This is a genomic window from Pseudalkalibacillus decolorationis (genome assembly GCF_024609785.1).
GTDB lineage: Bacteria > Bacillota > Bacilli > Bacillales > Fictibacillaceae > Pseudalkalibacillus > Pseudalkalibacillus decolorationis.
Genome location: NZ_JANHJQ010000004.1, coordinates 1 through 24,941, shown reverse-complemented (window position 1 = coordinate 24,941; position 24,941 = coordinate 1). Strand labels below are relative to the sequence as shown.

Genomic DNA, 24,941 nt, shown 5'->3' with positions numbered 1-24,941 from the left:
GGGAAATATGCAATTTCAATTATCAGACGAACATCAAATGTTAAGAAAAATGGTTCGTGATTTTGCGAAAAATGAAGTAGAACCAACTGCGGCTGAACGTGATGAAGAGGAGCGTTTTGATCGGGGGCTATTTGATCAAATGGCAGAGCTCGGTCTTACCGGGATTCCTTGGCCGGAAGAATATGGTGGAATCGGATCTGATTACTTAAGTTATGTCATCGCGGTGGAGGAGCTTTCACGTGTATGTGCTTCAACAGGGGTAACACTATCTGCTCATACGTCTCTCGCTGGATGGCCTGTTTATAAATTTGGAACTGAGGAACAGAAGCAGAAATTCCTACGTCCAATGGCGGAAGGAAAAAAGCTTGGTGCCTATGGTTTAACAGAGCCTGGATCTGGATCGGACGCAGCAAAAATGAAAACAACGGCTCGTCTAGAGGGTGAAGAATATATCCTCAACGGTTCAAAAATCTTTATTACAAATGGTGGCGATGCTGAGATTTATGTTGTCTTCGCTGTTACTGATGCGGACAGCAAGCATAAAGGAATTACAGCATTTATTGTTGAAAAAGGAACTCCAGGCTTTTCATTTGGTAAAAAGGAAAAGAAATTGGGTATCCGTTCGTCCCCTACGCTTGAAATTATTTTTGAAGAATGTCGTGTGCCAGTTGAAAACCGTCTTGGAGAAGAAGGGGAAGGGTTCAAAATTGCGATGCAAACACTTGACGGCGGCCGTAACGGAATTGCTGCTCAAGCAGTCGGAATTGCTCAAGGTGCACTTGATGCATCGGTCAGTTATGCGAAAGAGCGTCAACAGTTTGGAAAACCAATCGGCTTGCAGCAAGGTGTTGGTTTTAAACTAGCAGACATGGCGACAAAGATAGAGGCTTCTAGGCTTTTAACGTATCAAGCTGCGTGGAGAGAAAGCGAAGGGCTTCCGTACGGAAAAGAATCTGCAATGTCGAAGCTTTACGCTGGAGATACAGCAATGGAAGTTACAACCGAAGCGGTACAAGTTTTTGGTGGATATGGTTATACGAAGGATTACCCGGTAGAGCGCTATATGCGTGATGCGAAAATTACTCAAATCTATGAAGGAACGAATGAAATTCAACGTCTTGTTATTTCTAGAATGCTTTTAGCTGATTGATAGAAAAGCGCAAGCGCTCTGTTAGCCACGAAGGACACTGGAGGACCACCGAGGAGGCTGTGGCCGCCGCAGGGGGTTTGAAGTGCTGCGAGAGGCTGGGCGCTGGAGCTAGACAAGAAAAGCGCAAGCGCTCTGTTAGCCGCGAAGGACACTGGAGGACCACCGAGGAGGCTGTGGCCGCCGCAGGGGGTTTGAAGTGCTGCGAGAGGCTGAGCGCTGGAGCTAGACAAGAAAAGCGCAAGCGCTCCGGGTAGCCGCGAAGGACACTGGAGGACCACCGAGGAGGCTGTGGCCGCCGCAGGGGGTTTGAAGTGCTGCGAGAGGCTGAGCGCTGGAGCTAGACAAGAAAAGCGCAAGCGCTCCGGGTAGCCGCGAAGGACACTGGAGGACCACCGAGGAGGCTGTGGCCGCCGCAGGGGGTTTGAAGTGCTGCGAGAGGCTGAGCGCTGGAGCTAGACAAAAATTGAGAGCAAGGTTACGTAAGGAGGACCATGAATGCACGCCCTCGCTGAACGGATAGTGAACAAGGATTTAAGAGGATTGGCAAGAGGAATCAGCTACCTAGAGAACGATCATCCTGATAAGCTGACCATCTTGCAGGATCTCCATACTCACCGCAAGGGAGCCCATGTGATCGGAATAACGGGCTCTCCTGGGGCGGGGAAAAGCTCGCTCGTCAATCGGTTTGTACAGTTTTTGCGTGCAAAAGAGATGACGGTTGGAATCGTAGCGGTTGACCCGACGAGTCCGTTTAGCGGTGGTGCACTACTTGGCGATCGTGTTCGTATGGCGGAGCATTTTACAGATCCAGGTGTGTACATTCGTAGTATGGGGACCCGTGGTAGTCTTGGTGGTCTTGCTAGAACGACAAAAGAAACGGTTCGTGTAATGGATGCCTATGGGTTTGACGTTATTCTCGTTGAAACCGTTGGCGTTGGGCAGTCGGAGCTTGACATCATGAAGATCGCTGATACAACGGCTGTCGTATTAAATCCTGGAAGCGGCGATGTCGTTCAAGTATTTAAGGCGGGAATTATGGAAATTGCCGACCTATTTATTATTAATAAAGCTGATTTACCAGGAGTATCTAAATTGATGACTGAGATAGAAGGTATGCTCGATCTTGTTAAACACGATTCACCATGGCGTCCTCCAATCGTTCAGACCATTTCAATTGAGAACAAAGGATTGGCAGAGGTTTGGGAACAAGTTGAGAAGCATGAGGAGTATCTTCAGGAAAGTGGTGAAGGTGAGCGTAAGCGGAACCGAATCCTTCAGCAGGAAGTTCTTGAGGTTGTACATTATGAGCTCGTGAAAGAGGTTGAAGAGAAGTACCAGCATGGTAAGTGGAGAGACCAGGTTCGCTCGGGGGAAATCGATCCCTATACAGCAGCCGGAAATATTTTATCGGAATGGAAAAGCTCAGTTCGAAACGATACCAACACGAGAGAGGGATGAGGTTGGGTAAAAAAAATGTACCGTCGTTAGTTAAAGACGAGAAGCTCATTCAAAAACGTCGTGAGGAAATGGTAAAAGCAGCCGTTACCCTTTTTAAGGATAAAGGGTTTCACCGGACGACAACGAGAGAAATTGCAAAAGCAGCAGGATTCAGTATAGGGACGCTGTATGAATACATCCGCACGAAAGAAGATGTTCTTTACCTCGTATGTGATTCAATTTACGACGAAGTGCGTACTCGCCTACAAAGCGAGATCGTTATGGATCAGCCAGGTATGAACAGGCTCAGAGAAGCGATCGCTGCGTATTTTAAAGTAGTAGATGAGATGCAGGATGAGGTTCTTGTCATGTATCAGGAAGTAAAGTCTCTTTCCAATGAGGCATTGCCTTATGTCTTGCGAAAAGAGATCGAAATGACTGGGATGTTTGAAGCATTGATTCAGCGCTCAGTGGAGGCAGGTCATTTATCACTTTCTAAAAAGGAAGTCAGTCTATTGGCCCACAACATTTTAATCCAAGGACAGATGTGGACATTCCGGCGCTGGGTATTACAGAAAGAATATACACTCGAAGAATACACCGAGCTGCAAATTCAATTGCTCATGCACGGAATTGATTTGGGGCGGACTCAGACAGAAACAGAGAAAAGCTCGGTGTAGGGGATCTGAATGGCTCGTACAAAAACGGAACTAACGTTTTTTCACAGAAAGGAGAAAGGCAGATGCAAACAGAAATTTACAAACCGAAGAACCATGTTCGTTTTGTCACAGCTGCTAGTTTGTTCGATGGACACGACGCTTCCATCAACATTATGAGAAGAATTATTCAAGCAAGCGGAGCGGAAGTCATTCATCTCGGGCATAACCGATCCGTTGACGAAGTTGTTCAGGCTGCGATTCAAGAAGATGTGCAAGGAATTGCGATCTCATCCTACCAAGGCGGCCATGTCGAATATTTTAAATATATGATCGATTTGCTCAAAGAACACGATGCTTCCCATATCCGTGTCTATGGAGGCGGTGGTGGAGTAATCATCCCTAAGGAGATTAAAGAGCTGCATGAATATGGTGTTGCTCACATTTTCTCACCAGATGATGGTCGTGAACTTGGACTACAAGGTATGATCGATGGGATGATCAAAGATTGTGATTTCCCGACCTACACCCAGCTAAATGATGAAATGGATCGGTTGCAAACTCGCGAGCCAGGGGCAGTAGCAAGGCTAATTACCGTTGCAGAAAATCAACGGCAAGCCGTAAATGAAATGGCAGCTACAGCAGAAAAGGCCCTTACAAAGATGAAGGAAATGGCGCATGACGTTCCTGTGCTCGGAATTACAGGTACTGGAGGAGCTGGAAAAAGCTCATTAACCGATGAATTAGTGCGCCGTTTTTTAACGGAGTACGAGGATAAGACGATCGCGATCATTTCTGTCGACCCAACTAAGCAAAAGACGGGTGGGGCACTCCTCGGTGACCGGATTCGAATGAATGCGATCCACTCCCCGCGAGTTTATATGCGTAGTCTCGCAACACGAGGCTCGAAAACAGAGCTATCCCTATCAATTTCAGATGCATTAGCGGTCGTAAAAGCAGCAGGCTATGACCTGATAATTGTCGAGACAAGCGGCATTGGGCAAGGGAATGCAGAAATCACGGAAATATCAGATGCATCAATGTATGTGATGACAAGTGAATTCGGTGCACCTTCCCAGCTTGAGAAAATCGATATGATTGATTATGCTGACCTGATTGCCATCAATAAATTTGATCGAAAAGGTTCCGAAGACGCATTAAGAGATGTAAAGAAACAATATCAACGCAGTCGAATGCTTTTTGATAAGGATCTTAATGAAATGCCAGTATACGGAACAATTGCTAGCCAATTTAACGATGAAGGAACAAATATCCTTTTCAATGCCCTTGTAAACGTGTTGAACGAAAAGTTTGATCTCGGATGGAAGACATCTTTTAACAGTGATGGGAAGGTCGAAAAGCAAAACATGATTATCCCACCTGATCGAACAGGGTACCTCAACGAGATCGTTCAGACTGTTCGTAACTATCATGAATTTGTCGCAGAGCAATCTGAGACAGCGAGAAAGGTATACCAGATCAACGGGACGCTTGAAGCCATTGGGGAAACAACTGAAAACGGTGACATCACGATCAAGACACTCACTGATTTAAAAGGCGGCTATGAAAAGAAGATTTATCCTGAAACGAAGGAAATCCTTGATGGATGGGATACACTTAAAGAGCAATACACTCAGGATCAGCTTGTCACTAAAATTCGGGATAAAGAAATTGTCACAGAATTGAAGACGAGAAGCTTATCGGGCCTTAATATTCCTAAGGTCGCACTTCCGAAGTATAAAGACTGGGGAGAAATCATCCGCTGGTCGATGCTTGAAAATGTTCCTGGTCGATTCCCGTTCACAGCAGGAGTCTTTCCTTTTAAGAGAAAAGGAGAGGACCCGAAACGTCAATTTGCCGGAGAAGGAACACCAGAGCGAACGAACCGTCGTTTTCACTACCTTTCGAAGGATGAGGAAGCGAAGCGTTTAAGTACGGCGTTTGATTCGGTAACGTTATATGGGGAAGACCCTGATTACCGTCCAGATATTTACGGAAAGGTCGGCGAAAGTGGTGTAAGCATTTGTACACTTGAGGACATGAAAAAGCTGTATGACGGCTTTGACCTAATCTCACCTTCGACCTCGGTTTCAATGACGATCAATGGTCCAGCACCAATTATCCTAGCGATGTATATGAATACAGCGATCGATCAGCAACTTAACCGTTGTGAGGAAGAAAATGGTCGTAAGCCGACAGACGAAGAAGCAAACGATATCAAAGAAAAGACGTTGGCCGTCGTTCGCGGTACCGTGCAAGCAGATATTTTAAAAGAAGACCAAGGACAGAATACGTGTATCTTCTCAACCGAGTTCGCGTTGCGCCTGATGGGAGATATCCAGCAGTACTTCATCGACCACAAAGTTCGAAACTATTATTCTGTATCGATTTCCGGCTACCATATCGCTGAAGCTGGAGCGAATCCGATCACACAGCTCGCCTTGACACTCGCGAATGGATTTACGTATGTTGAATACTATTTAAGCCGTGGTATGGACATTGATACGTTTGCTCCGAATCTCTCATTCTTTTTCAGTAATGGTCTTGATCCGGAATATACAGTGATTGGCCGGGTAGCGAGACGAATCTGGGCGACGATTATGAAAAATAAATATAAAGGGAATGAGCGAAGTCAGAAGCTGAAGTACCATATCCAAACTTCAGGCCGTTCTCTACACGCTCAAGAAATTGATTTTAACGATATTCGAACGACATTACAGGCATTAATGGCGATTTATGATAACTGTAACTCGCTGCATACCAACTCTTATGATGAAGCGATTACGACACCGACAGAGGAATCGGTTCGTCGTGCGATGGCGATCCAAATGATCATTACGAAGGAACTCGGTCTGGCTAAAAATGAAAACTCCTTACAAGGATCGTTTATCATTGAAGAGCTGACTGACCTTGTCGAGGAAGCCGTTTTACAAGAGTTCGAACGTATCAATTCCCGTGGCGGTGTACTTGGTGCAATGGAAACCCAATATCAACGCGGAAAGATCCAAGAAGAATCGATGTATTACGAAATGCAGAAGCATGATGGAACACTACCAATTATTGGAGTGAACACGTACCTGAATCCGAATCCACCATCTGAAGAAGACTTTAACATTCAGTTGGCACGTGCAACGAAAGAGGAAAAGGTACAACAGATTGACAATTTACAAGCATTCCAACAAAAGCACGAGGGTCAAACAACGGAAGCATTGCGTAGTTTGAAGCAGGTAGCGTTATCCGGTGGGAACCTGTTTGATGAATTGATGACAACGGTCCAATACGCCAGTCTCGGACAAATCACACGTGCGTTATATGAAGTAGGCGGGAAGTATCGCCGCAATATGTAGTACAAAGCATCAAATCGTATAAAAAGGACCACTTCGATTTTCAGTTTCTGACCGAGGTGGTTCTTCGTATGAAAACAAAGCTAAAAAAATGATGCCTACCTATAGCATATCTTCCGAAAATTTGTTTATAATGAATGGTATGATTGAATTTTGTTTGCCAATTGGCCACTATAAACAACCTCTTATAGGACCAATTGATTCGATAGATGAGTAGAAAGGACGTGCCTGTATGTTGGATACGTATACGAAGGAAGAAATAAAAGAAGTTTCTATGCTTGACATCGCACTTACTATATTTCGAGAAACTAAGAAGCCAGTTCCATTCACTGAATTAGCGGATCAGGTAGCAAAAATCCGTGAAATGAGCAAAGAGGAGCAAAAACAACGCATTGCTCAATTTTACACCGACATTAATATTGATGGGCGTTTCGTATGTATCGGCGACAATCAATGGGGATTAAAATCATGGTATCCGGTCGAAAGTAGTGAGGAAGAACTTGCTACAACAATTAAACCAAAAAAGCGTAAAAAGGCCAAGGCGAAGGCCGGCGATGACGATATGGATTTTGAAGACTATGAAGACCTCGAAGAAGACTATGATGACCTTGATGAAGACAATATAGATGATGACGAAGAAGATGTTGACGCTGCAGACGAAGAATTTATCGATTATCCAGTCGATAGTGAAGTGGAAACTGATGGTGATGATGACGAAGAAGATGAAGATGAAGAAGAGTATGAAGATGAGTACGATTTAGAAGATGACGCGAAGAAAGATAAATAGTTGACCTTGACAATTATGAGGAAAGCCGATAGAATCATTTTTGGGCTTTACTTATAGTCTATTTTTAAATTGAATAATAACCCATTTTGATATCAAAACAAAAGTGCCCCCCTTTTTTTGTAGGGTTGGTGTCGCTTTTGTTTTTTTTTATTTGTTAGAGGATGTTCAAAAAGTCACCAAGAGCCCATGTACCTGCGTCTACAAGTGTATTCTAGGATGTAAGCTTCCTCGGTACAACTCGTAGTTTATATGTAAGTACTGCTCGTTGATAAACGGCGAATTTCTGCGTTACTCGGTTTTTCCGGGCCTCACGTATTATATATACGTTCTGGTCCTCAAAACTGTCGTGCCTTGGGCTCACACGATGTGAGTCAGTTCAACGTTGTAACAGGACGTTACGAACTAGTTGAACTTCTTGTTTCTGATTCGTCAATTTTTGAACTCTTATTGAAGGATGTTCAAAAAGTCACCGAATGAAACTAAAAATAGAAGACTGCAAGCACTCCGTTTTGAAAGCAGGTATATTCGGCATACTGTTAAGAGAGAATTTTAGACACGAAAATCAAACTCGATCTCTAGGGGGAACTAAACGTGAGTAAAAAGTACATCTTTGTTACTGGGGGAGTAGTATCTTCACTCGGAAAAGGAATCACGGCAGCATCACTAGGCCGTCTTCTGAAAAATAGAGGAATCAGTGTAACGATTCAAAAGTTCGATCCATACATCAACGTCGATCCTGGAACGATGAGCCCATATCAGCATGGGGAAGTTTTCGTAACCGACGATGGTGCTGAAACAGACCTTGATCTAGGGCACTATGAGCGTTTTATCGATATTAATCTAAATAAATACAGCAATGTAACGACAGGGAAAATTTATTCGACGGTACTAAAAAAGGAACGTCGAGGGGATTACCTAGGCGGAACTGTACAGGTCATCCCGCACATTACGAACGAAATTAAGGAACGTGTTTTCCGATCCGGAAGAGAAACGAAGGCTGATGTTGTTATCACTGAAATAGGAGGCACAGTTGGGGATATTGAAAGCTTGCCGTTCTTAGAAGCAATTCGACAAATTAAGAGTGATGTCGGTGCGGAAAATGTGATGTATCTCCATTGTACGCTCGTTCCATATATTAAAGCAGCGGGTGAAATGAAAACTAAACCGACACAACATAGTGTGAAGGAGCTGCGCAGTCTTGGTATACAGCCAAACGTCATTGTCGTTCGTAATGAAATGCCGCTCGCACAAGATATGAAAGACAAGATTGCATTATTCTGTGATATTGATTCTGATGCAGTTATCGAAGCTATGGATGCAGATACGTTGTATGAGGTTCCCCTCGCCCTCCAAAAGCAAAACTTGGACAAGCTTGTTTGTAAACATTTGAAGCTCGATTGTAATGAAGCAGATATGACGGAATGGAAAGCACTTGTTAACCAAGTACGTAATCTGAAAACGACTACAAAAATTGCCTTAGTTGGGAAATACGTATCGTTACCAGATGCATATATTTCTGTTGTAGAATCACTTCGACATGCTGGCTATGAGTTCGATACCGATATTGAAATTGATTGGATCGATTCTGAAACTGTGACAGAAGGAAATGTCGAGGGGCTGTTGAAGGGTGCTGATGGAATCCTTGTCCCTGGTGGCTTTGGAGATAGAGGCATCGAAGGGAAAATTGCAGCCATCCGTTACGCACGTGAACAAAAGGTTCCGATGTTTGGCATTTGTCTTGGTATGCAACTCGCATCCGTTGAATTTGCTCGCAATGTATTGGGATACAAGGATGCGCACTCTGCAGAGATTAATCCTATGACAACACACCCGATCATTGACTTGCTTCCTGAACAAAAAGATATTGAAGATCTTGGCGGAACACTTCGTCTCGGCCTTTATCCTTGTAAGCTGCAAGAGGATACAAATGCAATGGCTGCTTATGAAGAAGCGGTGGTTTACGAACGACACCGTCATCGTTATGAATTTAATAACGAATTCCGTGAAGAGATGGAGAATGCCGGATTCCTCTTTTCTGGCACAAGTCCAGACGACAGACTTGTTGAAATTATTGAATTGAAGGACCATCCATGGTTTGTGGCATGTCAGTTCCATCCAGAGTTTAAATCAAGACCAACTCGCCCGCAGCCATTATTCCGTGACTTTATCCGCGCTTCATTAAAAAAATAAACAAGAAAAGCGGAAGCGCCCTGTTTAGGTGTGAAAAGCGCTGGAGATTCTGCAGCACAACACGCTTTTTGTGTTTGTGGAAGAATCGAAGCGACCTCGAACACCTGGGCGCTGAAGCTAGACATCACTTCTATGCAGCAAATTTTTATACTTTCTTTACTTGAAAGAAAAGGACGAACCATTTTGTGGATCGTCCTTTTTTGAATGCATAAATGCACTCTCTAGCTGCAACACATTTCTAGCCAACTCGAGTTTATAGCCAAATAAGCGATCTTCCTGCTAGATTTAAGTATTTGCCAGCAGTTAAACCACTGAAATAAAATAGGCTGATCAAAGGGGCTGACTCAAAAGTATCCGGATCCATACGTCTAACGTAGTTTTTGTAATATCTAGGTTTAATAACGTCAAAATGTTGTGTTGCAGATGCCTGAATTCTCTGTTTTGAAGTCATTATCTCAGTTTATGGGCCCTATTTTATGGAACGATTACAAAACACGTGTAAAACGTCCTTAAAACGTATAAAGTCAGGTTTTTTCCGGTTCTTCACCAAAGAATTTAGCCGTGAAAAGATAGTTTGCCGCGGAACCGAGGCAACTTGGCGCGATAAAGTTGATTTTGCCGCGGAACTTGGCTATATGCCGCGGAGATGGTTTTTGCCGCGAAACGTTACCACCCACAGGATGGTGGAGAGTCTTTTCTCTTCTTAGTAAGGACCGGAACCGAAATGTCTAATCTAAAAAGCGGCTGATCAAAAAAGTTCTGTTGCAAACTTTTGAGTTAGCCCCTTTGCACCATTAACGAACCTTATGAACAACCAAAAAAAGGCTATATCGATTGGTCGAGGGGGAACAATCGAATATAACCAGTTCTGGTCCGTACCACATATGTATTGTGGACCCTGTTACAGTCAAGTAAGCAGTATCAAATCGAGTTGTGTTCACTTTGGAATGAACACTTCGCAAACGTCCATTGTTTGAGGAGTTAAGGGGTGTGGGCTGTGAATGGGAGGGTTATGGGATTTGACTGTTGGGCATATAGGCGGGTAGAACGACAATTTTCGTTCTAAAGATAGTAATTCTGCACTACTTAACATATTCCTTCTAAAATATTAAAATTAATAATATTTTTTATTATATTAAATTAATCGTTGTATTCTTCTAGCATTTCGAGTGTATTAAAAACGAGTGCATGATAAATGTAGAGCCCGCACATTACAGTCGGATATCCGCTACGATCTCCTGTTTCTGTTGGGACAAGACCTTGGACAAGGGTCGTGTCGATATGGAAGTCCTTATTTATGAGTTCTTCATTTTCGACAATGGCACCAACAGTTATGAAAGAAGCCCCTGAACGATGGGCTATTGCTAACATTTCCTCTAAGCGCGGATCATCGCTTGTTTTGGTAAAAATAAGTAAGCAATCGGTAGGTCCGAGACTCATTTCGTTATTATAAGGGGCGACACTCGGAAGTTTTTCGTCACCTACAATTGCTGCGGTTGTAACTGCTCCTAGTTCATCGAATCCTTTAAGATATATGTTCCCACCGGCTGTAACCGTTTGGGCGATTAACCGTGAACAATCCTCGATGGTCTCCTCATTCTTCTCTTGGATGTTGCGAAAGACCCCAAACAATTGGGTTGTAAATATTTTTAACATCTTTTCTCACCTCTACTGCTAGTATAACCGCCCTCTGCATCAGCATGAAACGTAATCCATCGCGAGTGCGAAAATTGGAATATTTTGTTGACACAGAAGGATTTTGTAGATACTTCACGAAATACATTAATAGATACAGATGAATGCACTAACATCAACATGAAATTAGGGTGTGATATTGTAATGAAAGGTAAAATTTTAATCGTCGATGATCAATACGGAATACGGATTTTGCTAAATGAAATTTTTAAAAAAGAAGGCTATCAAACGTATCAAGCAGCAAACGGTGTTCAGGCATTATCAATCGTGAAAAATGAAAAACCGGATTTACTCATTCTTGATATGAAAATCCCTGGGATGGATGGGCTAGAAATTTTACGCAGAGTAAAAAAAGTTGATGAAAGTGTAAACGTCATTATTATGACTGCCTATGGTGAATTGGACATGATTCATGAAGCAATGGACCTGGGGGCGATTACTCATTTTGCCAAGCCTTTCGATATTGATGAAATTCGTGATGTAGTCAGGAAACATTTGCCAATACGGTCGTAAAGCAGTAGTTCGAGCTTTTTTGCAAGCAAAGAAAGTATGGAAATTTGCTGCATAGATGGGTGTCTAGCTATAGCACCCAGGTGTTCGAGGTCGCTTCGATTCTTCCACAAACACAAAAAGCGTGTTGTGCTGCAGAATCTCCAGCGCTTGTCACACCTGAACAGGGCGCTTCCGCTTTTCTGTGATGTCTAGCTACAGCGCCCAGGTGTTCGAGGGCGCTTCCGCTTTTTTAAAAAATCATAAACTATTAATTATACAGGCATAAGTTCGATGGTAGCGTTTACACAGTGAAAGGCGTGATACATTGCGGTTCCTCCTTAAAATTGATATGCTATAATTGGTTTTGTTAGCTAGAAATGATGTGGAGTAGATGCTCCATCATGTAGAATATAAGGGATATATAAGCCCGTTTTTAAGGAGGAAATTAGTTATGCCTTTAGTTTCAATGAAAGAGATGTTAGAAAAGGGTAAGGCTGAAGGATATGCAGTCGGTCAGTTTAACCTGAACAATCTGGAATTTACACAAGCTATTCTTCAAGCAGCAGAAGAGGAAAAGTCCCCATTAATTTGCGGTGTTTCTGAGGGTGCAGCTCGTTATATGGGTGGTTTCAAGACCGTGGTCAAGTTGGTCGAAGCATTAATGGAAGATTATAACGTAACCGTACCTGTAGCGATTCATCTTGATCACGGATCTAGTTTTGAAAAGTGTGTAGAGGCGATTCATGCAGGGTTTACTTCTGTTATGATTGACGGATCACATTACCCACTTGATGAAAACATTGCTCTTACGAAAAGGGTAGTGGAGGTTGCGCATGCGGTTGGAGTATCAGTAGAGGCTGAGCTTGGTCGCATTGGTGGTCAAGAGGATGATCTTGTTGTTGAAGATGCAGAAGCGGCCTATGCAATTCCAGCTGAATGTGAAAAACTAATTAACGAAACGGGTGTCGACTGTTTTGCCCCTGCACTTGGTTCTGTACATGGACCTTATAAAGGGGAGCCAAACCTTGGATTTGATCGCATGAAAGAAATCAACGAACTTACAGGTGTACCGCTTGTTCTACATGGTGGAACTGGAATTCCGACTAAGGACGTCCAGAAGGCGATTTCTTACGGTCATTCAAAAATTAATGTAAATACAGAAAGCCAAATCTCTGCTTCAAAAGCAGTACGTGAAGTTTTAAGCGAAAAACCAGAACTATTTGATCCTCGTAAGTATTTAGGACCTGCACGTGATGCGATTAAGGAAACAGTTAAAGGAAAAATGCGTGAGTTTGGTTCTTCCAATAAAGCATAAATTAAAGAATATTAGATGGGGCTGATTCTTCATGGGTCAGACTCCTTCATTTTTATCAACATTAATTTTTCAATGTTGTATTAAACACTGATGTTTACTGATCTATTTAACTCTATGTGATGAACAGGAATCTGGAACATCAGTCAGGCGAAAGAGGAGTGGAATTGATGAAGTTTTTTATCGATACTGCAAACATAGATGAGATTCGAGAAGCACACGATCTAGGAGCTCTTGCAGGGGTAACGACAAACCCATCACTTGTTGCGAAAGAGGGTATAGACTTTCATGAACGCCTGAAAGAAATTACATCGCTTGTTTCAGGGTCTGTCAGCGCAGAAGTAATTGGTTTAACTTACGATGAAATGGTTAAAGAAGGTAAAGAACTTGCCGCAATCGCACCTAATATTACCGTTAAAGTGCCGATGACAATGGATGGTTTGAAAGCAGTTAAAACGTTTTCGGAATTAGGAATCAAAACAAATGTAACGCTGATTTTTTCAGCTAACCAGGCATTATTAGCTGCTCGAGCAGGTGCTGCTTACGTGTCACCATTCCTCGGTAGACTTGATGATATCGGTCAGGATGGACTGAATTTAATATCTGAAATTGCAGAAATTTTTGCTGTACACAACATTCCTTCAGAAATTATTGCAGCATCTATCAGACACCCGATCCACGTTACAGAAGCTGCTCTTCGCGGTGCACACATTGCCACGATACCAGCAAAAGTCCTTTCCCAATTAATCAAACATCCATTAACCGATCAAGGTATTGAAAAATTCCTAGCAGATTGGAAAAGCGCTCAAAATCAAGGCTGAAAAAAGTAAAGGGATAAACACAGGGTTGGCAAAGTCGGTAACTTGATGATGGAACCGATCCGCTATTCGGTAGTATTCTCAATGCTATTCTGTGTGCTTCCCGTTTCTTTTTATTCCCAAAAAACGAAAGCGATTGCAAAACCATTCAAAGGGCTTCTCATGTATCAGACTTCCAGGAGAATGTTAGGCAACAGTAATTGTAGAGATTGGCCTTTTGTTACATCAAATCTAAAAAGAAGAAGACTATCTTAAAAAATCCGGAAAATATTGGATGAAACGATGGTTTTTGCTTACAATAATGATAAGCCAACATAGACTTCTTACGACTAGGAAGGGAGAAGACAATGGAGAAATTAATGATTGAAGGTGGACATCCATTAGAAGGAACGGTTCAAATTAGCGGTGCTAAAAACAGTGCGGTAGCATTAATCCCTGCTGCTATACTTGCTGATTCGACTGTTACGATTGACTATCTCCCAAGCATCTCGGATGTAGCCATCTTACGTGATTTACTAGAGGAAATTGGTGGTGAAGCAGTGCTCGAAGACAATACACTCACTGTGAATCCAGAAAATATGATCTCGATGCCGCTTCCAAATGGAAAGGTAAAGAAACTAAGAGCCTCGTATTATTTGATGGGCGCGATGCTTGGCAAATTTAAAAAGGCTGTCATCGGACTCCCAGGTGGATGTAACCTTGGTCCACGGCCAATTGATCAACATATAAAAGGTTTCCAAGCACTTGGAGCTCGAGTGACGAATGAGCAGGGTGCGATCTATTTGCGTGCTGACGAACTTGTTGGCGCTAGAATTTACTTAGATGTAGTTAGTGTTGGCGCAACCATCAACATTATGCTTGCAGCTGTTCGCGCAAAAGGACGTACAATTATTGAAAATGCTGCAAAGGAACCAGAAATTATTGATGTAGCCACCTTGCTTACAAGCATGGGTGCACGAATTAAAGGCGCGGGTACTGATGTCATTCGAATTGATGGGGTGGACGAACTGCATGGTTGCCGTCATTCCATCATTCCAGACCGAATTGAAGCTGGAACATATATGATTATGGCAGCGTCAATGGGGAATGGTGTAACGATCGACAACGTTATTCCATTGCACCTTGAGTCATTGATTGCGAAACTTAGAGAAATGGGCATTCATATCGATGAGTCCGATGATTCGGTATATGTTAAACGGAGCGATCGTTTAAACAGTGTCGATGTCAAGACGCTCGTGTATCCTGGATTTGCTACAGACCTACAACAACCGTTTACTGCTCTTTTAACAAGTACGGAAGGGACAAGCATTGTAACCGATACGATTTACAGTTCTCGTTTCAAGCATATCGACGAGCTGCGTCGTATGGGGGCTAATGTTAAAGTGGAAGGGCGTTCTGCAATTATAAACGGACCTTCGTCATTAGAAGGTGCAAAAGTAAAGGCATCTGATTTAAGGGCAGGTGCATCATTAGTTGTTGCAGGGTTAATGGCTAAGGGAGTAACAGAGGTTTCGGGATTAGAACATATTGATCGCGGCTATGAAAATCTCGTTCAAAAGCTCAAAGGGCTTGGTGCGAAGGTTTGGCGTGAAAATTTCGACATGGAAGAGGAAGTCCAAAAAGCTACCTAGTAGCTAAGAGAGAATTACTGTAGGAGGGGAAAGGTATGGAAAGAAGTTTATCAATGGAACTTGTTCGTGTCACAGAAGCTGCAGCTCTTGCATCTGCACGATGGATGGGAAGAGGTCGTAAGGAAGAAGCGGACGATGCAGCAACATCTGCCATGCGTGATGTTTTCGATACAGTACCGATGAAAGGAACCGTAGTTATCGGAGAAGGTGAAATGGATGAAGCACCAATGCTCTATATTGGCGAAAAGCTTGGGACTGGATTTGGCCCTCGTGTCGATGTTGCAGTTGATCCTTTAGAAGGAACGAACATCGTTGCCAGTGGGACATGGAATGCATTGGCAGTCATAGCAGTCGCAGATCACGGCAACCTCCTTCATGCACCGGACATGTATATGGAGAAAATTGCAGTTGGTCCTGAATCTGTTGGTAAAGTAGACATTAACGCTCCAATTATTGACAACCTAAAAGCAGTGGCCCAAGCGAAAAATAAAGACATCGAAGATATTGTAGCAGTGGTACTGGATCGAAAACGTCATGAGCAGATTGTTGAAGAAATCCGTGATACAGGAGCCCGAATTAAATTAATTCAGGACGGGGATGTTGCTGCTGCTATTAACACCGCATTTGAAGATACTGGAGTGGATATTTTATTTGGAAGCGGCGGAGCCCCTGAAGGAGTCTTGGCTGCTGTAGCACTCAAATGTCTCGGCGGTGAGCTTCAAGGAAAGCTGCTGCCTCAAGATGATAAGGAACTCGCACGTTGCAAAAAGATGGGGATTTCTGATGTGAGTCGTGTGCTTATGATGAACGATCTTGTCAAAGGCGAAGATGCTATTTTTGCGGCAACCGGTGTAACAGACGGTGAGCTTTTAAAAGGAGTCCGCTTTAAAGGAACAGCCGGAACAACTCAATCCGTTGTTATGAGGGCTAAATCAGGTACGGTCCGCTTTATTGATGGTCGGCATAGTCTAAAGAAGAAGCCTAATCTTGTAATCAAGCCATAAAAAGTATATTGAGCACGCTAGAGCTTTATTGAAAAGGCGATAGGGAAGACGAACTTATTCTATTTTTCATACGTTAGAAAAGTATAAAAAGAGGATGGCCTGCATAGGGTCAAGAAGATACTCTTAATAGGCCAACCTCTTTTTTCTTGATTAATTGATGTGAAATTGGGTAAAATAAGAGTAGCTTTATGATTTGCTTCAACAAACTCTACTTCTGTAATCACTTCATACAACATTTTTCCTTCCGAAGGCATGTTCCTAGGTCAACAGTGATGAAACGGTAAATGACTTCCTTTTTAATAAAAATGTAGGTAGAATTGTCCCTTGCATGACTTGTGAAGAATTACGATCTATTGTGAAAGAACTTCAGAAAAAACACGAATCCTTTTTTCGAGTAGGGTTCTCATTTAAATTGAATAAAAGAGTGGTGTACTATGTCATTAAATTTATCACAATTAGAAAATATGAAACTAAAAGATTTATATGAAAAGGCCCGTGAGTTTAAGGTCTCATACTACAGTAAACTAACGAAACGGGAACTGATTTTTGCGATTTTAAAAGCTCAAGCCGAAAAGGAAGATCTCTCATTTATGGAAGGAATTCTAGAAGTCATTTCTTCTGAGGGATTTGGATTTTTGCGACCGATCAACTATTCACCAAGTTCAGAGGACATCTATATTTCCGCATCTCAAATTCGCCGTTTTGATTTAAGAAATGGCGATAAAGTGTCAGGGAAAGTACGTCCTCCGAAGGAAAACGAACGGTATTATGGGTTATTACACGTAGCAGCAGTGAACGGTGAAGACCCGGATACTGCGAAAGAACGCGTCCACTTCCCAGCTCTAACTCCATTGTATCCTGAGCAAAAAATGACCCTTGAGACGACTTCGAAAAACATTTCAACTCGGATCATGGATATGATTGCACCAGTTGGGTTTGGGCAGCGTGGATTAATTGTTGCACCTCCTAAAGCTGGTAAAACAATGTTATTAAAAGAAATTGCTCACAGTGTATCAACGAATCATCCAGAAGCAGAGCTAATTGTTCTGTTAATCGATGAGCGACCAGAGGAAGTAACGGATATTGAACGATCGGTAAACGGTGATGTAGTAAGTTCAACGTTCGATGAAGTGCCTGAAAACCACATAAAAGTTGCAGAACTCGTTCTTGAGCGTGCGATGCGACTTGTTGAGCACAAGAAAGATGTCGTTATTTTGATGGACAGTATTACTCGGCTTGCTCGTGCTTATAACCTTGTAATTCCTCCAAGTGGAAGAACGTTATCTGGAGGTATCGATCCTGCAGCGTTCCATAAACCAAAGCGTTTCTTTGGTGCTGCACGTAACATTGAAGATGGGGGCAGCTTAACAATTCTGGCAACAGCCCTTGTCGACACCGGTTCTCGTATGGATGATGTCATCTATGAAGAGTTTAAGGGAACAGGTAACCAAGAGTTACACCTCGACCGCAAACTTGCAGAGCGCAGAATTTTCCCTGCAATCGATATCCGTCGTTCCGGAACGAGAAAAGAAGAAATGCTTATTCCGAAAGAGCATCTTGAACATCTTTGGGCAATCCGAAAAACAATGGATGACTCCTACGATTTTGCAGATCATTTTATGAGACGAATCAAGAAAACAAAAACGAATCAAGAGTTTTTCGATATGTTTGAAAAAGAACGTACTGGACAAAATCGGAAAATGACTGTTAAATAAGGGTGTTGAAATTTGTAGTAAATCTTGATATACTACATCATGTGCGTAAATAACTCTGTTCCTAAAGGGTTCAGGGCAGAAGGAGATGAATAAGGATGAAACAAGCAATCCATCCAAATTATAAATTAGCGAAAGTTACTTGTGCCTGCGGAAATGAATTCGAAACAGGTTCAGTAAAAGAAAATATTCGCGTTGAAATTTGTTCCGAATGTCATCCGTTCTACACAGGACGTCAGAAATTTGCAGACGCTGGTGGACGTGTGGATCGCTTTAAGAAAAAATACAACCTTAAATAATAAGGTCTCAAAACAGGCAGGGGATCGCCCTCTTGCCTGTTTTTTACTTTTAAAAGAAGTGAGTGTTCAATAAACACTTCATTATTTACACTTATGATTTGTTACAATAGAGAAAGAATACATAGAAAAGCGGAAACGCCCTGTTCAGGTGTGAAGAGCGCTGGAGATTCTGGAACACAACACGCTTTATGTGTTTGAGGAAGAATCGAAGCGACCTCGAACACCTGGGCGTTGAAGCTAGACATCATAGAAAAGCGGAAACGCCCTGTTCAGGTTTGATAAAGAAAACTTGGTAAACGCCAAGCTTTTAGGCGATTACCTTAGTTGCACTTATGCTTTAGTGCAAGCGCTGGAGATTCTGGAACACAACACGCTTTATGTGTTTGAGGAAGAATCGAAGCGACCTCGAATACCTGGGCGTTGAAGTTAGACATCATAGAAAAGCGGAAACAAAGAAAACTTCATATAGAAGGATCGGTAACTGGTGAAGGGAGAGACGGGCATGTATGTAATGAAAAAGGACGGTTGGGTCGAGTTAATCTGTGGAAGTATGTTTTCAGGGAAATCGGAGGAATTGATCCGACGCGTTCGACGTGCTACGTTTGGAAAACAGAAGGTTCAGGTTTTTAAGCCTTTAATGGATAATCGGTATAGTAAAGAATCTGTTGTTTCACATAATGGAACATCGGTTTTAGCAGTACCTGTCAAGTCCTCTCAAGACATTTCAAACCTTGTTTCATTTGATACAGAAGTCGTTGCGATCGATGAAGTTCAGTTTTTTGACGATGGAATAATAAATGTGATTCAGCACCTGGCAGATCGAGGTAAGCGCGTTATAACAGCGGGTCTTGACCAAGATTTTCGAGGAGAACCATTTGGACAGGTCCCTGAATTGCTTGCATTAGCAGAAAGTGTAACTAAATTGCATGCTGTTTGTCTAGTATGCGGCAGCCCTGCAAGTCGGACACAAAGATTAATTAATGGAAACCCAGCATCCTACAACGACCCAATTATCATGGTTGGTGCTTCGGAATCATACGAACCAAGATGTAGACATTGCCATGAAGTACCAGAACATCCGAACCTCAACACGAAAGAACAAACGAATACAACATATTAACTTGAAGGGTCAGAACCGAGCGTTGGTTTCTGGTCCTTTATGTTTCTCTGCTTGACACCCACCACAAAACCATTTGGAGATAAGGATTCAAGTGAGTACCTGAACCCCAGTAACCCTCGTATAGTTTAAAACGTGACAGGTTATGCTAATTGTACGGGGGTGTCAATCAATGAAAAAAGCTATTTTCTTAAGTGCGGTTTCACTTTTGGCTGCTTGTTCACCTATGGAGTCTCCCACTACAGAAGATATTTCCAGCAGGGAACCCTCTGCATATGAAACGAAAGAAGATAAAAATCCACTAATCGGGCATGGGATTATTAACTATCACATGACGAACCAGGGACAAGATCGTAGCAATATGTATGACACGAACCAAAACCCAAACAGCTATCGAAATTTGACCTCTAAACGGTTTACGATCAGTGATGATCAAGATAAAATTCGCGAAGCTGCAAAGGACGCCAGTGGTATAATGCCACAATTCGTTACTATTAACGGAAACAATGCTTGGGTCCATGTGAATGTCCCCCGTGGCTACACGAAAGCAGAACAAAAAGAGCTTCGTGACAAAATTGAACAGGCTGTTGCTACCTCCGTACCGCGATATGATCTGCATGTTCGATTAGATAACCGATAGTTAAGGTTTAGACAATTAGGGATTAGGCTTGATCTCCAAATCAACGTTTTTTCAACTAAATGTTGGCGGAGAGAGAGTCTAAGTTCCCTTTTTTAGGTCTTAGGGAAGAAGTGAAAGTTTAAAAACTCATTAAAAATGATAAGATCAAAGCAGAATTTGTCCGTTTTGTCTTTAATTTGTATTCTAGAGGAGAGATACTATGGTCGTAACTCCGAAAATATAGGTCTAACTTCAGATTTACAGGTCCAACACCGAAAATACGGTCGTAACTCCAAAAATACGATCGTAACTCCGAAAATACAGGTCCATCTCCAAATTCAGTGGATAGGAATCTAACTTCAAATCTACAACCTGTGCTTCATCTCAACTTCATCAGTTTTTCAATTTCACAATCCATCATAGAGAATAACTTACTTCGTTCGTCTTGCTGCTTGCTGAATTGGATCCCAAACCCCGTTATACGGTGGGGCATAGCTAAGGTCGAGGTCCTCAAGGTCATGTAAGGTCATTTTATGAAAAAGCGCCATTGCTAACACATCGACCCGTTTGTCCACACCATGCTTTCCGATAAATTGACCGCCAAGAACACGCTGATTCTCTGTATTATATAAAAGCTTTACATGTAATTTTTCTGCACCAGGATAATAACCCGCAATGTCTTTCGTCTCTGTTTTTATCGTGTCGTATGGGATGTTCAATGCTTTTGCTTCTCTTTCTGAAAGCCCTGTCCTGCCAAGTGTCAGATCCATAAACTTGATGACGGAAGTACCAAGAATACCGCGAAATACCTTAGCCTGATCGATCATGTTTTGACCAGCAATTCGTCCTTGCTTATTGGCAGTCGTGCCGAGTGGAATATGGTCATTAATTCTCTTAACGCGATGGTAATGTGTCGCACAATCCCCAGCAGCATAGACATCCTCGACATTCGTCTGCATATAGGCATTCACAACAACAGCGCCACGTTCGTTTCGCAGTACAGGCGTTTTTTCAAGAAACTCAGTATTCGGTGTGACACCAATTGCTACAAGCACAAGATCGGTTGGATACTTCTTCTGATCGGTAATAACAGCTTCGACTCGCTCATCACCCTCAAATCCCTCTACCTGTTCATTGAAACAAAGCTCAATCCCGTAATTCTTCGCTTCATCGTGAATATAAGACGCCATGTCTTGATCGAATATCTTCGCCAGTTGTTCATTTCGCTCAATCATTCGAACGGACTTCCCAGCATGAACAAAACTTTCAGCCATCTCAAGACCAATATAGCCGCCTCCGATAATGGTTACTTGTTTCACATCGTGATTAAGGTCATCCATGATCGCTTTTGCATCAGGAATCGTTTTCAATGAATGGACACCAGGTAAATCAATCCCCTCCCAATCGGGCATGACAGGTCGTACTCCTGTTGCTACCAGTAGGCGGTCATACTCATATGTAAAATCTTCTCCGGTCTCTAAATGGGTCCCATGTACCGTTTTCTTTTCGATATCAACCTGTTCAACCTCATGATATGTCTTTGCATCAATGCCGTATTTTTCACGAAATGTTTCAACATCCCGCGCAATCAGATCTTCTGCTTCAGGAATTACTCCACTGATCACATACGGAAGCCCGCATTGCCCATAAGAGTATATCCCGCCTTTTTCAAGTGTTAAAAGTTGAGCATTCGGTTCATTGCGAACAATTTGCATCGCCGCACTCATTCCTGCAGCATCCCCACCAATAATCACATAGCGCATAATCATCACGGCTCCTTTTATAATCATAAAGTTCTTTTGGAAAACTCCTCTATTAACAGTATTGCTTTAGCTGACTTCTTTTATTATACACTCAAGAACGCGGTTTACCTTTCGAAACATACAAGAAGAAAGGGGTTTTTGTACATATGTTATACATTGATGCGAACGGGCTGGAATGGAGCACTACTGAACCTGAAAATATCCCAGCCTTAATAAAACGACTCCAAACCGAACCACTTGATCCTATTTATGAAGAGATGGGAAACTTTATTGTCCCTTATCAACCGACAGGAACTTCTGCGGAAAAACGACGATTTGAAGGCTGTACACAGTTTTTTGGACACTTTGCAACATCCTCCTATGTGTTTAGTATTGTAACCGATGAAAAAACCGTAATTGAATCGTTAACAGCTGAAATTCGTATGAATCAAAGTAGGAGTGACTACGCAAGAATAAAGGAAAATGCAAAAATCTAATTCCTCCGCTACTCTTTGAACAACCTCTATAAACAGTATTTCTTCACTTTCACTTCATGAATGCCTTTGACGGTCTTGTAGACGTATACTATAATATGAATGTTAAGCAACTCTTTCTTTCAGAACATGATTGCGGGACATCGACTTGGTGTTATCGCTTAAACTTGAATATAAATGAAAAGGCATGAACATTATGTGGGATGGTGAGCTGGTGTGTTAGAACGTTTACAGTCGATAGAAGATCGTTATGAGAAATTGAACCAATTGCTGAGTGATCCAGATGTTATCAGTGATACGAAGAAACTGCGTGAGTATTCGAAGGAACAATCAGGCATCGAGGATACCGTAACAACGTACCGGGAATATAAAGAAGTGAGCGAAGAACGTGAAGGTGCAGAACAAATGCTTGAGGAGAAACTCGATGCAGAGATGCGTGAAATGGTTAAAATGGAACTGTCAGAATTAAAGGCCCGCCATGAAGAACTCGAGCAACGATTGAGAGTCTTACTTCTTCCAAAAGATCCGAATGATGACAAGAACGTTATTATTGAAGTACGCGGTGCAGCAGGTGGGGACGAGGCAGCGTTGTTTGCTGCAGATCTTTACAAAATGTATAGCCGTTATGCCGAGGTTCAGGGTTGGAAGTCTGAAATTATTGAAGCAAGCTATACGGAGCTTGGCGGATACAAGGAAATTATTTTTATGGTCAATGGACAGGGTGCTTATTCGAAGCTTAAATACGAAAATGGTGCACACCGGGTTCAACGGGTTCCATCCACAGAATCAGGTGGACGTATCCATACTTCAACGGCTACTGTTGCCGTGTTACCAGAAGCAGAAGAGGTTGAAGTAGATATTCACGAAAAAGATATTCGTGTCGACACGTTTGCATCTAGTGGACCAGGGGGACAAAGCGTTAACACAACAATGTCAGCTGTCCGTTTAACGCACGTACCAACAGGTACCGTTGTCTCATGTCAGGATGAGAAGTCACAGATTAAGAACAAAGATAAAGCAATGAAAGTATTGCGTGCTCGTATTTATGATAAGTTTCGGCAGGAAGCGATAGATGAATACGCAGCCAACCGTAAGTCAGCGATTGGTACAGGGGACCGGTCCGAGCGAATTCGTACGTATAACTTTCCACAAAATCGCGTAACGGATCACCGGATTGGATTAACGATTCAAAAGCTTGACCAAATCCTTCAGGGAAAAGTTGAAGAGATTATTGAAGCGTTGATTTTAGAAGAACAGACAAGTGCAATGAGGGAAGATGCTTAATGAATAGGATGAAGGTGAGCGAAGCCCTGAGCTGGGCTTCTTCTTTTTTAACGAAAGAGGGAAAGGAAGCGAGGGCTGGTGAGCTTTTGCTTGGCGATGTCCTCGATATGAAACGCAGTGAGCTACTTTCAAAGCTGGATCGTCTTTTAACAGAATCCGAAATAAACGCTTTTAAACAAATGATCGAACAACATGCTAATGGAGTTCCGGTCCAATACATTATTGGCGCAGAGGAGTTTTACGGGCGAAAATTTACTGTGAATCCCGAGGTGCTGATCCCGCGTCCTGAAACTGAAGAGCTCGTACTTGCTGTCCTGGAACGTATCAAGGATTATTTTGCGGCTGACCAAACGTTAAACGTAGTTGATATCGGGACAGGCAGTGGGGCAATCGCAGTAACGCTAAAGCTTGAAAATCCAAAACTCCAAGTAACAGGTGTCGATATCGCCCTTTCTTCCTTACAAGTTGCCACTGAAAACAGCAGAAGTCTGCAGGCCGATGTTCGCTTCATCCATGGCGATCTTCTTCAGCCGTTTCAGTCCGGTACTGAACATTTTGATGTGATCGTGTCAAACCCACCCTACATTCCAGAAGCGGATATTGAGGCTTTATCGTCCATCGTTCGAGAGCATGAACCGGTGAGGGCGCTCGTTGGCGGTGAGGATGGCTACCTTTTTTACAATAGACTGATAGAGGAAATTCCTTCTGTAATCGCTGAAAAAGCGTTCATTGCATTTGAAGTAGGTTATGATCAGGCGCAGACCGTTGGCGATAGGTTGAGAGAGACGTTCGGACCCCGTGCTAAGGTTGAGATCATCAAGGATATTAACGGAAAAGATAGAATTGTAACCGCATTTATTTCACACGTTAAGAAAGTATAAAAAATACTTTCTATAGTATAAGCGCAACTAAGGCGATCGCCTGCGCTAAGGCTTGGTGCTAGCCAAGTTTTCTTTAAAAGGTAAGAAAGTATAGAGCGTCCGAGCATAGGTGATATTCCATAATGGGTGGGAACCCCATCAGGTAAGAACTAGCCATTCACCTGTAGCGAGTCTTGGAGGGTTGGAGGTAACTCCTATCTTTAAGCGTAGACAGCAAGACAGTGGGCCGAAAACCAAATGGCTGAAGGGATGGAGCCCCGAAAACTTATATACGGGA

Annotated in this window: 20 protein-coding genes; 18 read left to right on the top strand and 2 right to left on the bottom strand. The window is 42.7% G+C overall.

Annotated features, from left to right (window positions below):
• The first annotated feature begins 7 nt into the window (after positions 1–7).
• The 6 genes from NON16_RS04985 to pyrG all read left to right on the top strand — a co-directional run bounded on the left by NON16_RS04985 (position 8) and on the right by pyrG (position 9,564).
• Positions 8–1,150, top strand: a complete 1,143-nt coding sequence (locus NON16_RS04985) for an acyl-CoA dehydrogenase (RefSeq protein WP_257347504.1) — start codon at positions 8–10, stop codon at positions 1,148–1,150.
• 495 nt (positions 1,151–1,645) lie between these two features.
• Entirely contained in the window at positions 1,646–2,608 is a 963-nt protein-coding gene (meaB, locus tag NON16_RS04980) for a methylmalonyl Co-A mutase-associated GTPase MeaB (protein WP_257347503.1), read from the top strand.
• Between the two features lie 2 nt (positions 2,609–2,610).
• On the top strand, positions 2,611–3,267 hold the full coding sequence (locus tag NON16_RS04975) for a TetR/AcrR family transcriptional regulator (RefSeq protein WP_257347502.1): 657 nt from the start codon (positions 2,611–2,613) through the stop codon (positions 3,265–3,267).
• A gap of 62 nt (positions 3,268–3,329) precedes the next feature.
• On the top strand, positions 3,330–6,590 hold the full coding sequence (icmF, locus tag NON16_RS04970) for a fused isobutyryl-CoA mutase/GTPase IcmF (RefSeq protein WP_257347501.1): 3,261 nt from the start codon (positions 3,330–3,332) through the stop codon (positions 6,588–6,590).
• A gap of 229 nt (positions 6,591–6,819) precedes the next feature.
• A complete protein-coding gene (rpoE, locus tag NON16_RS04965) occupies positions 6,820–7,374 on the top strand; it encodes a DNA-directed RNA polymerase subunit delta (RefSeq protein ID WP_257347500.1) in 555 nt (184 codons plus the stop codon).
• A gap of 591 nt (positions 7,375–7,965) precedes the next feature.
• Positions 7,966–9,564 carry a CTP synthase gene (pyrG, locus tag NON16_RS04960; RefSeq protein ID WP_257347499.1) on the top strand — a complete coding sequence of 533 codons (1,599 nt, stop codon included), beginning with the start codon at positions 7,966–7,968 and terminating at the stop codon, positions 9,562–9,564.
• 1,140 nt (positions 9,565–10,704) lie between these two features.
• On the opposite strand, the gene NON16_RS04955 is transcribed toward pyrG, so the two are convergent.
• Positions 10,705–11,220 carry a DUF2529 domain-containing protein gene (locus tag NON16_RS04955; RefSeq protein ID WP_257347498.1) on the bottom strand — a complete coding sequence of 172 codons (516 nt, stop codon included), beginning with the start codon at positions 11,218–11,220 and terminating at the stop codon, positions 10,705–10,707.
• A gap of 183 nt (positions 11,221–11,403) precedes the next feature.
• On the opposite strand from NON16_RS04955, the gene NON16_RS04950 reads away from it, so the two are divergent.
• The 9 genes from NON16_RS04950 (at position 11,404) to NON16_RS04910 (ending at position 20,284) form a co-directional block, all read left to right on the top strand.
• Positions 11,404–11,772, top strand: a complete 369-nt coding sequence (locus NON16_RS04950; protein ID WP_257347497.1) for a response regulator — start codon at positions 11,404–11,406, stop codon at positions 11,770–11,772.
• 430 nt (positions 11,773–12,202) lie between these two features.
• Positions 12,203–13,066, top strand: coding sequence for a class II fructose-1,6-bisphosphate aldolase (gene fba / locus NON16_RS04945; RefSeq protein ID WP_257347496.1), 864 nt, complete (start codon positions 12,203–12,205; stop codon positions 13,064–13,066).
• 167 nt (positions 13,067–13,233) lie between these two features.
• Positions 13,234–13,884: a fructose-6-phosphate aldolase gene (fsa, locus tag NON16_RS04940; protein ID WP_257347495.1), complete on the top strand. Its 651-nt coding sequence runs from the start codon at positions 13,234–13,236 to the stop codon at positions 13,882–13,884.
• A gap of 344 nt (positions 13,885–14,228) precedes the next feature.
• Positions 14,229–15,512 carry a UDP-N-acetylglucosamine 1-carboxyvinyltransferase gene (gene murA / locus NON16_RS04935; RefSeq protein WP_257347494.1) on the top strand — a complete coding sequence of 428 codons (1,284 nt, stop codon included), beginning with the start codon at positions 14,229–14,231 and terminating at the stop codon, positions 15,510–15,512.
• A 35-nt stretch (positions 15,513–15,547) separates the two neighbouring features.
• A complete protein-coding gene (gene glpX, locus NON16_RS04930; protein ID WP_257347493.1) occupies positions 15,548–16,516 on the top strand; it encodes a class II fructose-bisphosphatase in 969 nt (322 codons plus the stop codon).
• 434 nt (positions 16,517–16,950) lie between these two features.
• Complete coding sequence (rho, locus tag NON16_RS04925; protein WP_257347492.1) at positions 16,951–18,231, top strand: transcription termination factor Rho; 1,281 nt, start codon at positions 16,951–16,953, stop codon at positions 18,229–18,231.
• A 95-nt stretch (positions 18,232–18,326) separates the two neighbouring features.
• Complete coding sequence (gene rpmE / locus NON16_RS04920) at positions 18,327–18,527, top strand: 50S ribosomal protein L31 (protein WP_257347491.1); 201 nt, start codon at positions 18,327–18,329, stop codon at positions 18,525–18,527.
• Between the two features lie 502 nt (positions 18,528–19,029).
• On the top strand, positions 19,030–19,647 hold the full coding sequence (locus NON16_RS04915; RefSeq protein ID WP_257347490.1) for a thymidine kinase: 618 nt from the start codon (positions 19,030–19,032) through the stop codon (positions 19,645–19,647).
• Positions 19,648–19,816: 169 nt separating this feature from the next.
• Positions 19,817–20,284, top strand: coding sequence for a hypothetical protein (locus NON16_RS04910; RefSeq protein WP_257347489.1), 468 nt, complete (start codon positions 19,817–19,819; stop codon positions 20,282–20,284).
• 410 nt (positions 20,285–20,694) lie between these two features.
• On the opposite strand, the gene NON16_RS04905 is transcribed toward NON16_RS04910, so the two are convergent.
• The gene (locus NON16_RS04905; RefSeq protein ID WP_257347488.1) at positions 20,695–22,026 is read right to left on the bottom strand and encodes a CoA-disulfide reductase; all 1,332 of its coding nucleotides are present in this window, start codon (positions 22,024–22,026) and stop codon (positions 20,695–20,697) included.
• A 146-nt stretch (positions 22,027–22,172) separates the two neighbouring features.
• Here NON16_RS04905 and NON16_RS04900 point away from each other — a divergent pair, with 146 nt between their 5' ends.
• The 3 genes from NON16_RS04900 (at position 22,173) to prmC (ending at position 24,664) form a co-directional block, all read left to right on the top strand.
• Complete coding sequence (locus NON16_RS04900) at positions 22,173–22,502, top strand: hypothetical protein (protein ID WP_257347487.1); 330 nt, start codon at positions 22,173–22,175, stop codon at positions 22,500–22,502.
• A 213-nt stretch (positions 22,503–22,715) separates the two neighbouring features.
• Positions 22,716–23,783, top strand: coding sequence for a peptide chain release factor 1 (prfA, locus tag NON16_RS04895; RefSeq protein ID WP_257347486.1), 1,068 nt, complete (start codon positions 22,716–22,718; stop codon positions 23,781–23,783).
• Between the two features lie 8 nt (positions 23,784–23,791).
• Positions 23,792–24,664, top strand: coding sequence for a peptide chain release factor N(5)-glutamine methyltransferase (gene prmC / locus NON16_RS04890; RefSeq protein WP_257347666.1), 873 nt, complete (start codon positions 23,792–23,794; stop codon positions 24,662–24,664).
• Positions 24,665–24,941 lie beyond the last annotated feature (277 nt).

What these genes read in the sequence shown, in the direction of transcription:
- NON16_RS04985 (WP_257347504.1), top strand. Translation starts at nt 8, where the DNA reads ATGCAATTTCAATTATCAGACGAACATCAAATGTTAAGAAAAATGGTT.
- NON16_RS04905 (WP_257347488.1), bottom strand. Translation starts at nt 22,026, where the DNA reads ATGCGCTATGTGATTATTGGTGGGGATGCTGCAGGAATGAGTGCGGCG.
- NON16_RS04955 (WP_257347498.1), bottom strand. Translation starts at nt 11,220, where the DNA reads ATGTTAAAAATATTTACAACCCAATTGTTTGGGGTCTTTCGCAACATC.
- glpX (WP_257347493.1), top strand. Translation starts at nt 15,548, where the DNA reads ATGGAAAGAAGTTTATCAATGGAACTTGTTCGTGTCACAGAAGCTGCA.
- rpoE (WP_257347500.1), top strand. Translation starts at nt 6,820, where the DNA reads ATGTTGGATACGTATACGAAGGAAGAAATAAAAGAAGTTTCTATGCTT.
- murA (WP_257347494.1), top strand. Translation starts at nt 14,229, where the DNA reads ATGGAGAAATTAATGATTGAAGGTGGACATCCATTAGAAGGAACGGTT.
- NON16_RS04900 (WP_257347487.1), top strand. Translation starts at nt 22,173, where the DNA reads ATGTTATACATTGATGCGAACGGGCTGGAATGGAGCACTACTGAACCT.
- fsa (WP_257347495.1), top strand. Translation starts at nt 13,234, where the DNA reads ATGAAGTTTTTTATCGATACTGCAAACATAGATGAGATTCGAGAAGCA.
- NON16_RS04915 (WP_257347490.1), top strand. Translation starts at nt 19,030, where the DNA reads ATGTATGTAATGAAAAAGGACGGTTGGGTCGAGTTAATCTGTGGAAGT.
- fba (WP_257347496.1), top strand. Translation starts at nt 12,203, where the DNA reads ATGCCTTTAGTTTCAATGAAAGAGATGTTAGAAAAGGGTAAGGCTGAA.
- meaB (WP_257347503.1), top strand. Translation starts at nt 1,646, where the DNA reads ATGCACGCCCTCGCTGAACGGATAGTGAACAAGGATTTAAGAGGATTG.
- icmF (WP_257347501.1), top strand. Translation starts at nt 3,330, where the DNA reads ATGCAAACAGAAATTTACAAACCGAAGAACCATGTTCGTTTTGTCACA.
- NON16_RS04910 (WP_257347489.1), top strand. Translation starts at nt 19,817, where the DNA reads ATGAAAAAAGCTATTTTCTTAAGTGCGGTTTCACTTTTGGCTGCTTGT.
- prmC (WP_257347666.1), top strand. Translation starts at nt 23,792, where the DNA reads ATGAAGGTGAGCGAAGCCCTGAGCTGGGCTTCTTCTTTTTTAACGAAA.
- rpmE (WP_257347491.1), top strand. Translation starts at nt 18,327, where the DNA reads ATGAAACAAGCAATCCATCCAAATTATAAATTAGCGAAAGTTACTTGT.
- NON16_RS04950 (WP_257347497.1), top strand. Translation starts at nt 11,404, where the DNA reads ATGAAAGGTAAAATTTTAATCGTCGATGATCAATACGGAATACGGATT.
- rho (WP_257347492.1), top strand. Translation starts at nt 16,951, where the DNA reads ATGTCATTAAATTTATCACAATTAGAAAATATGAAACTAAAAGATTTA.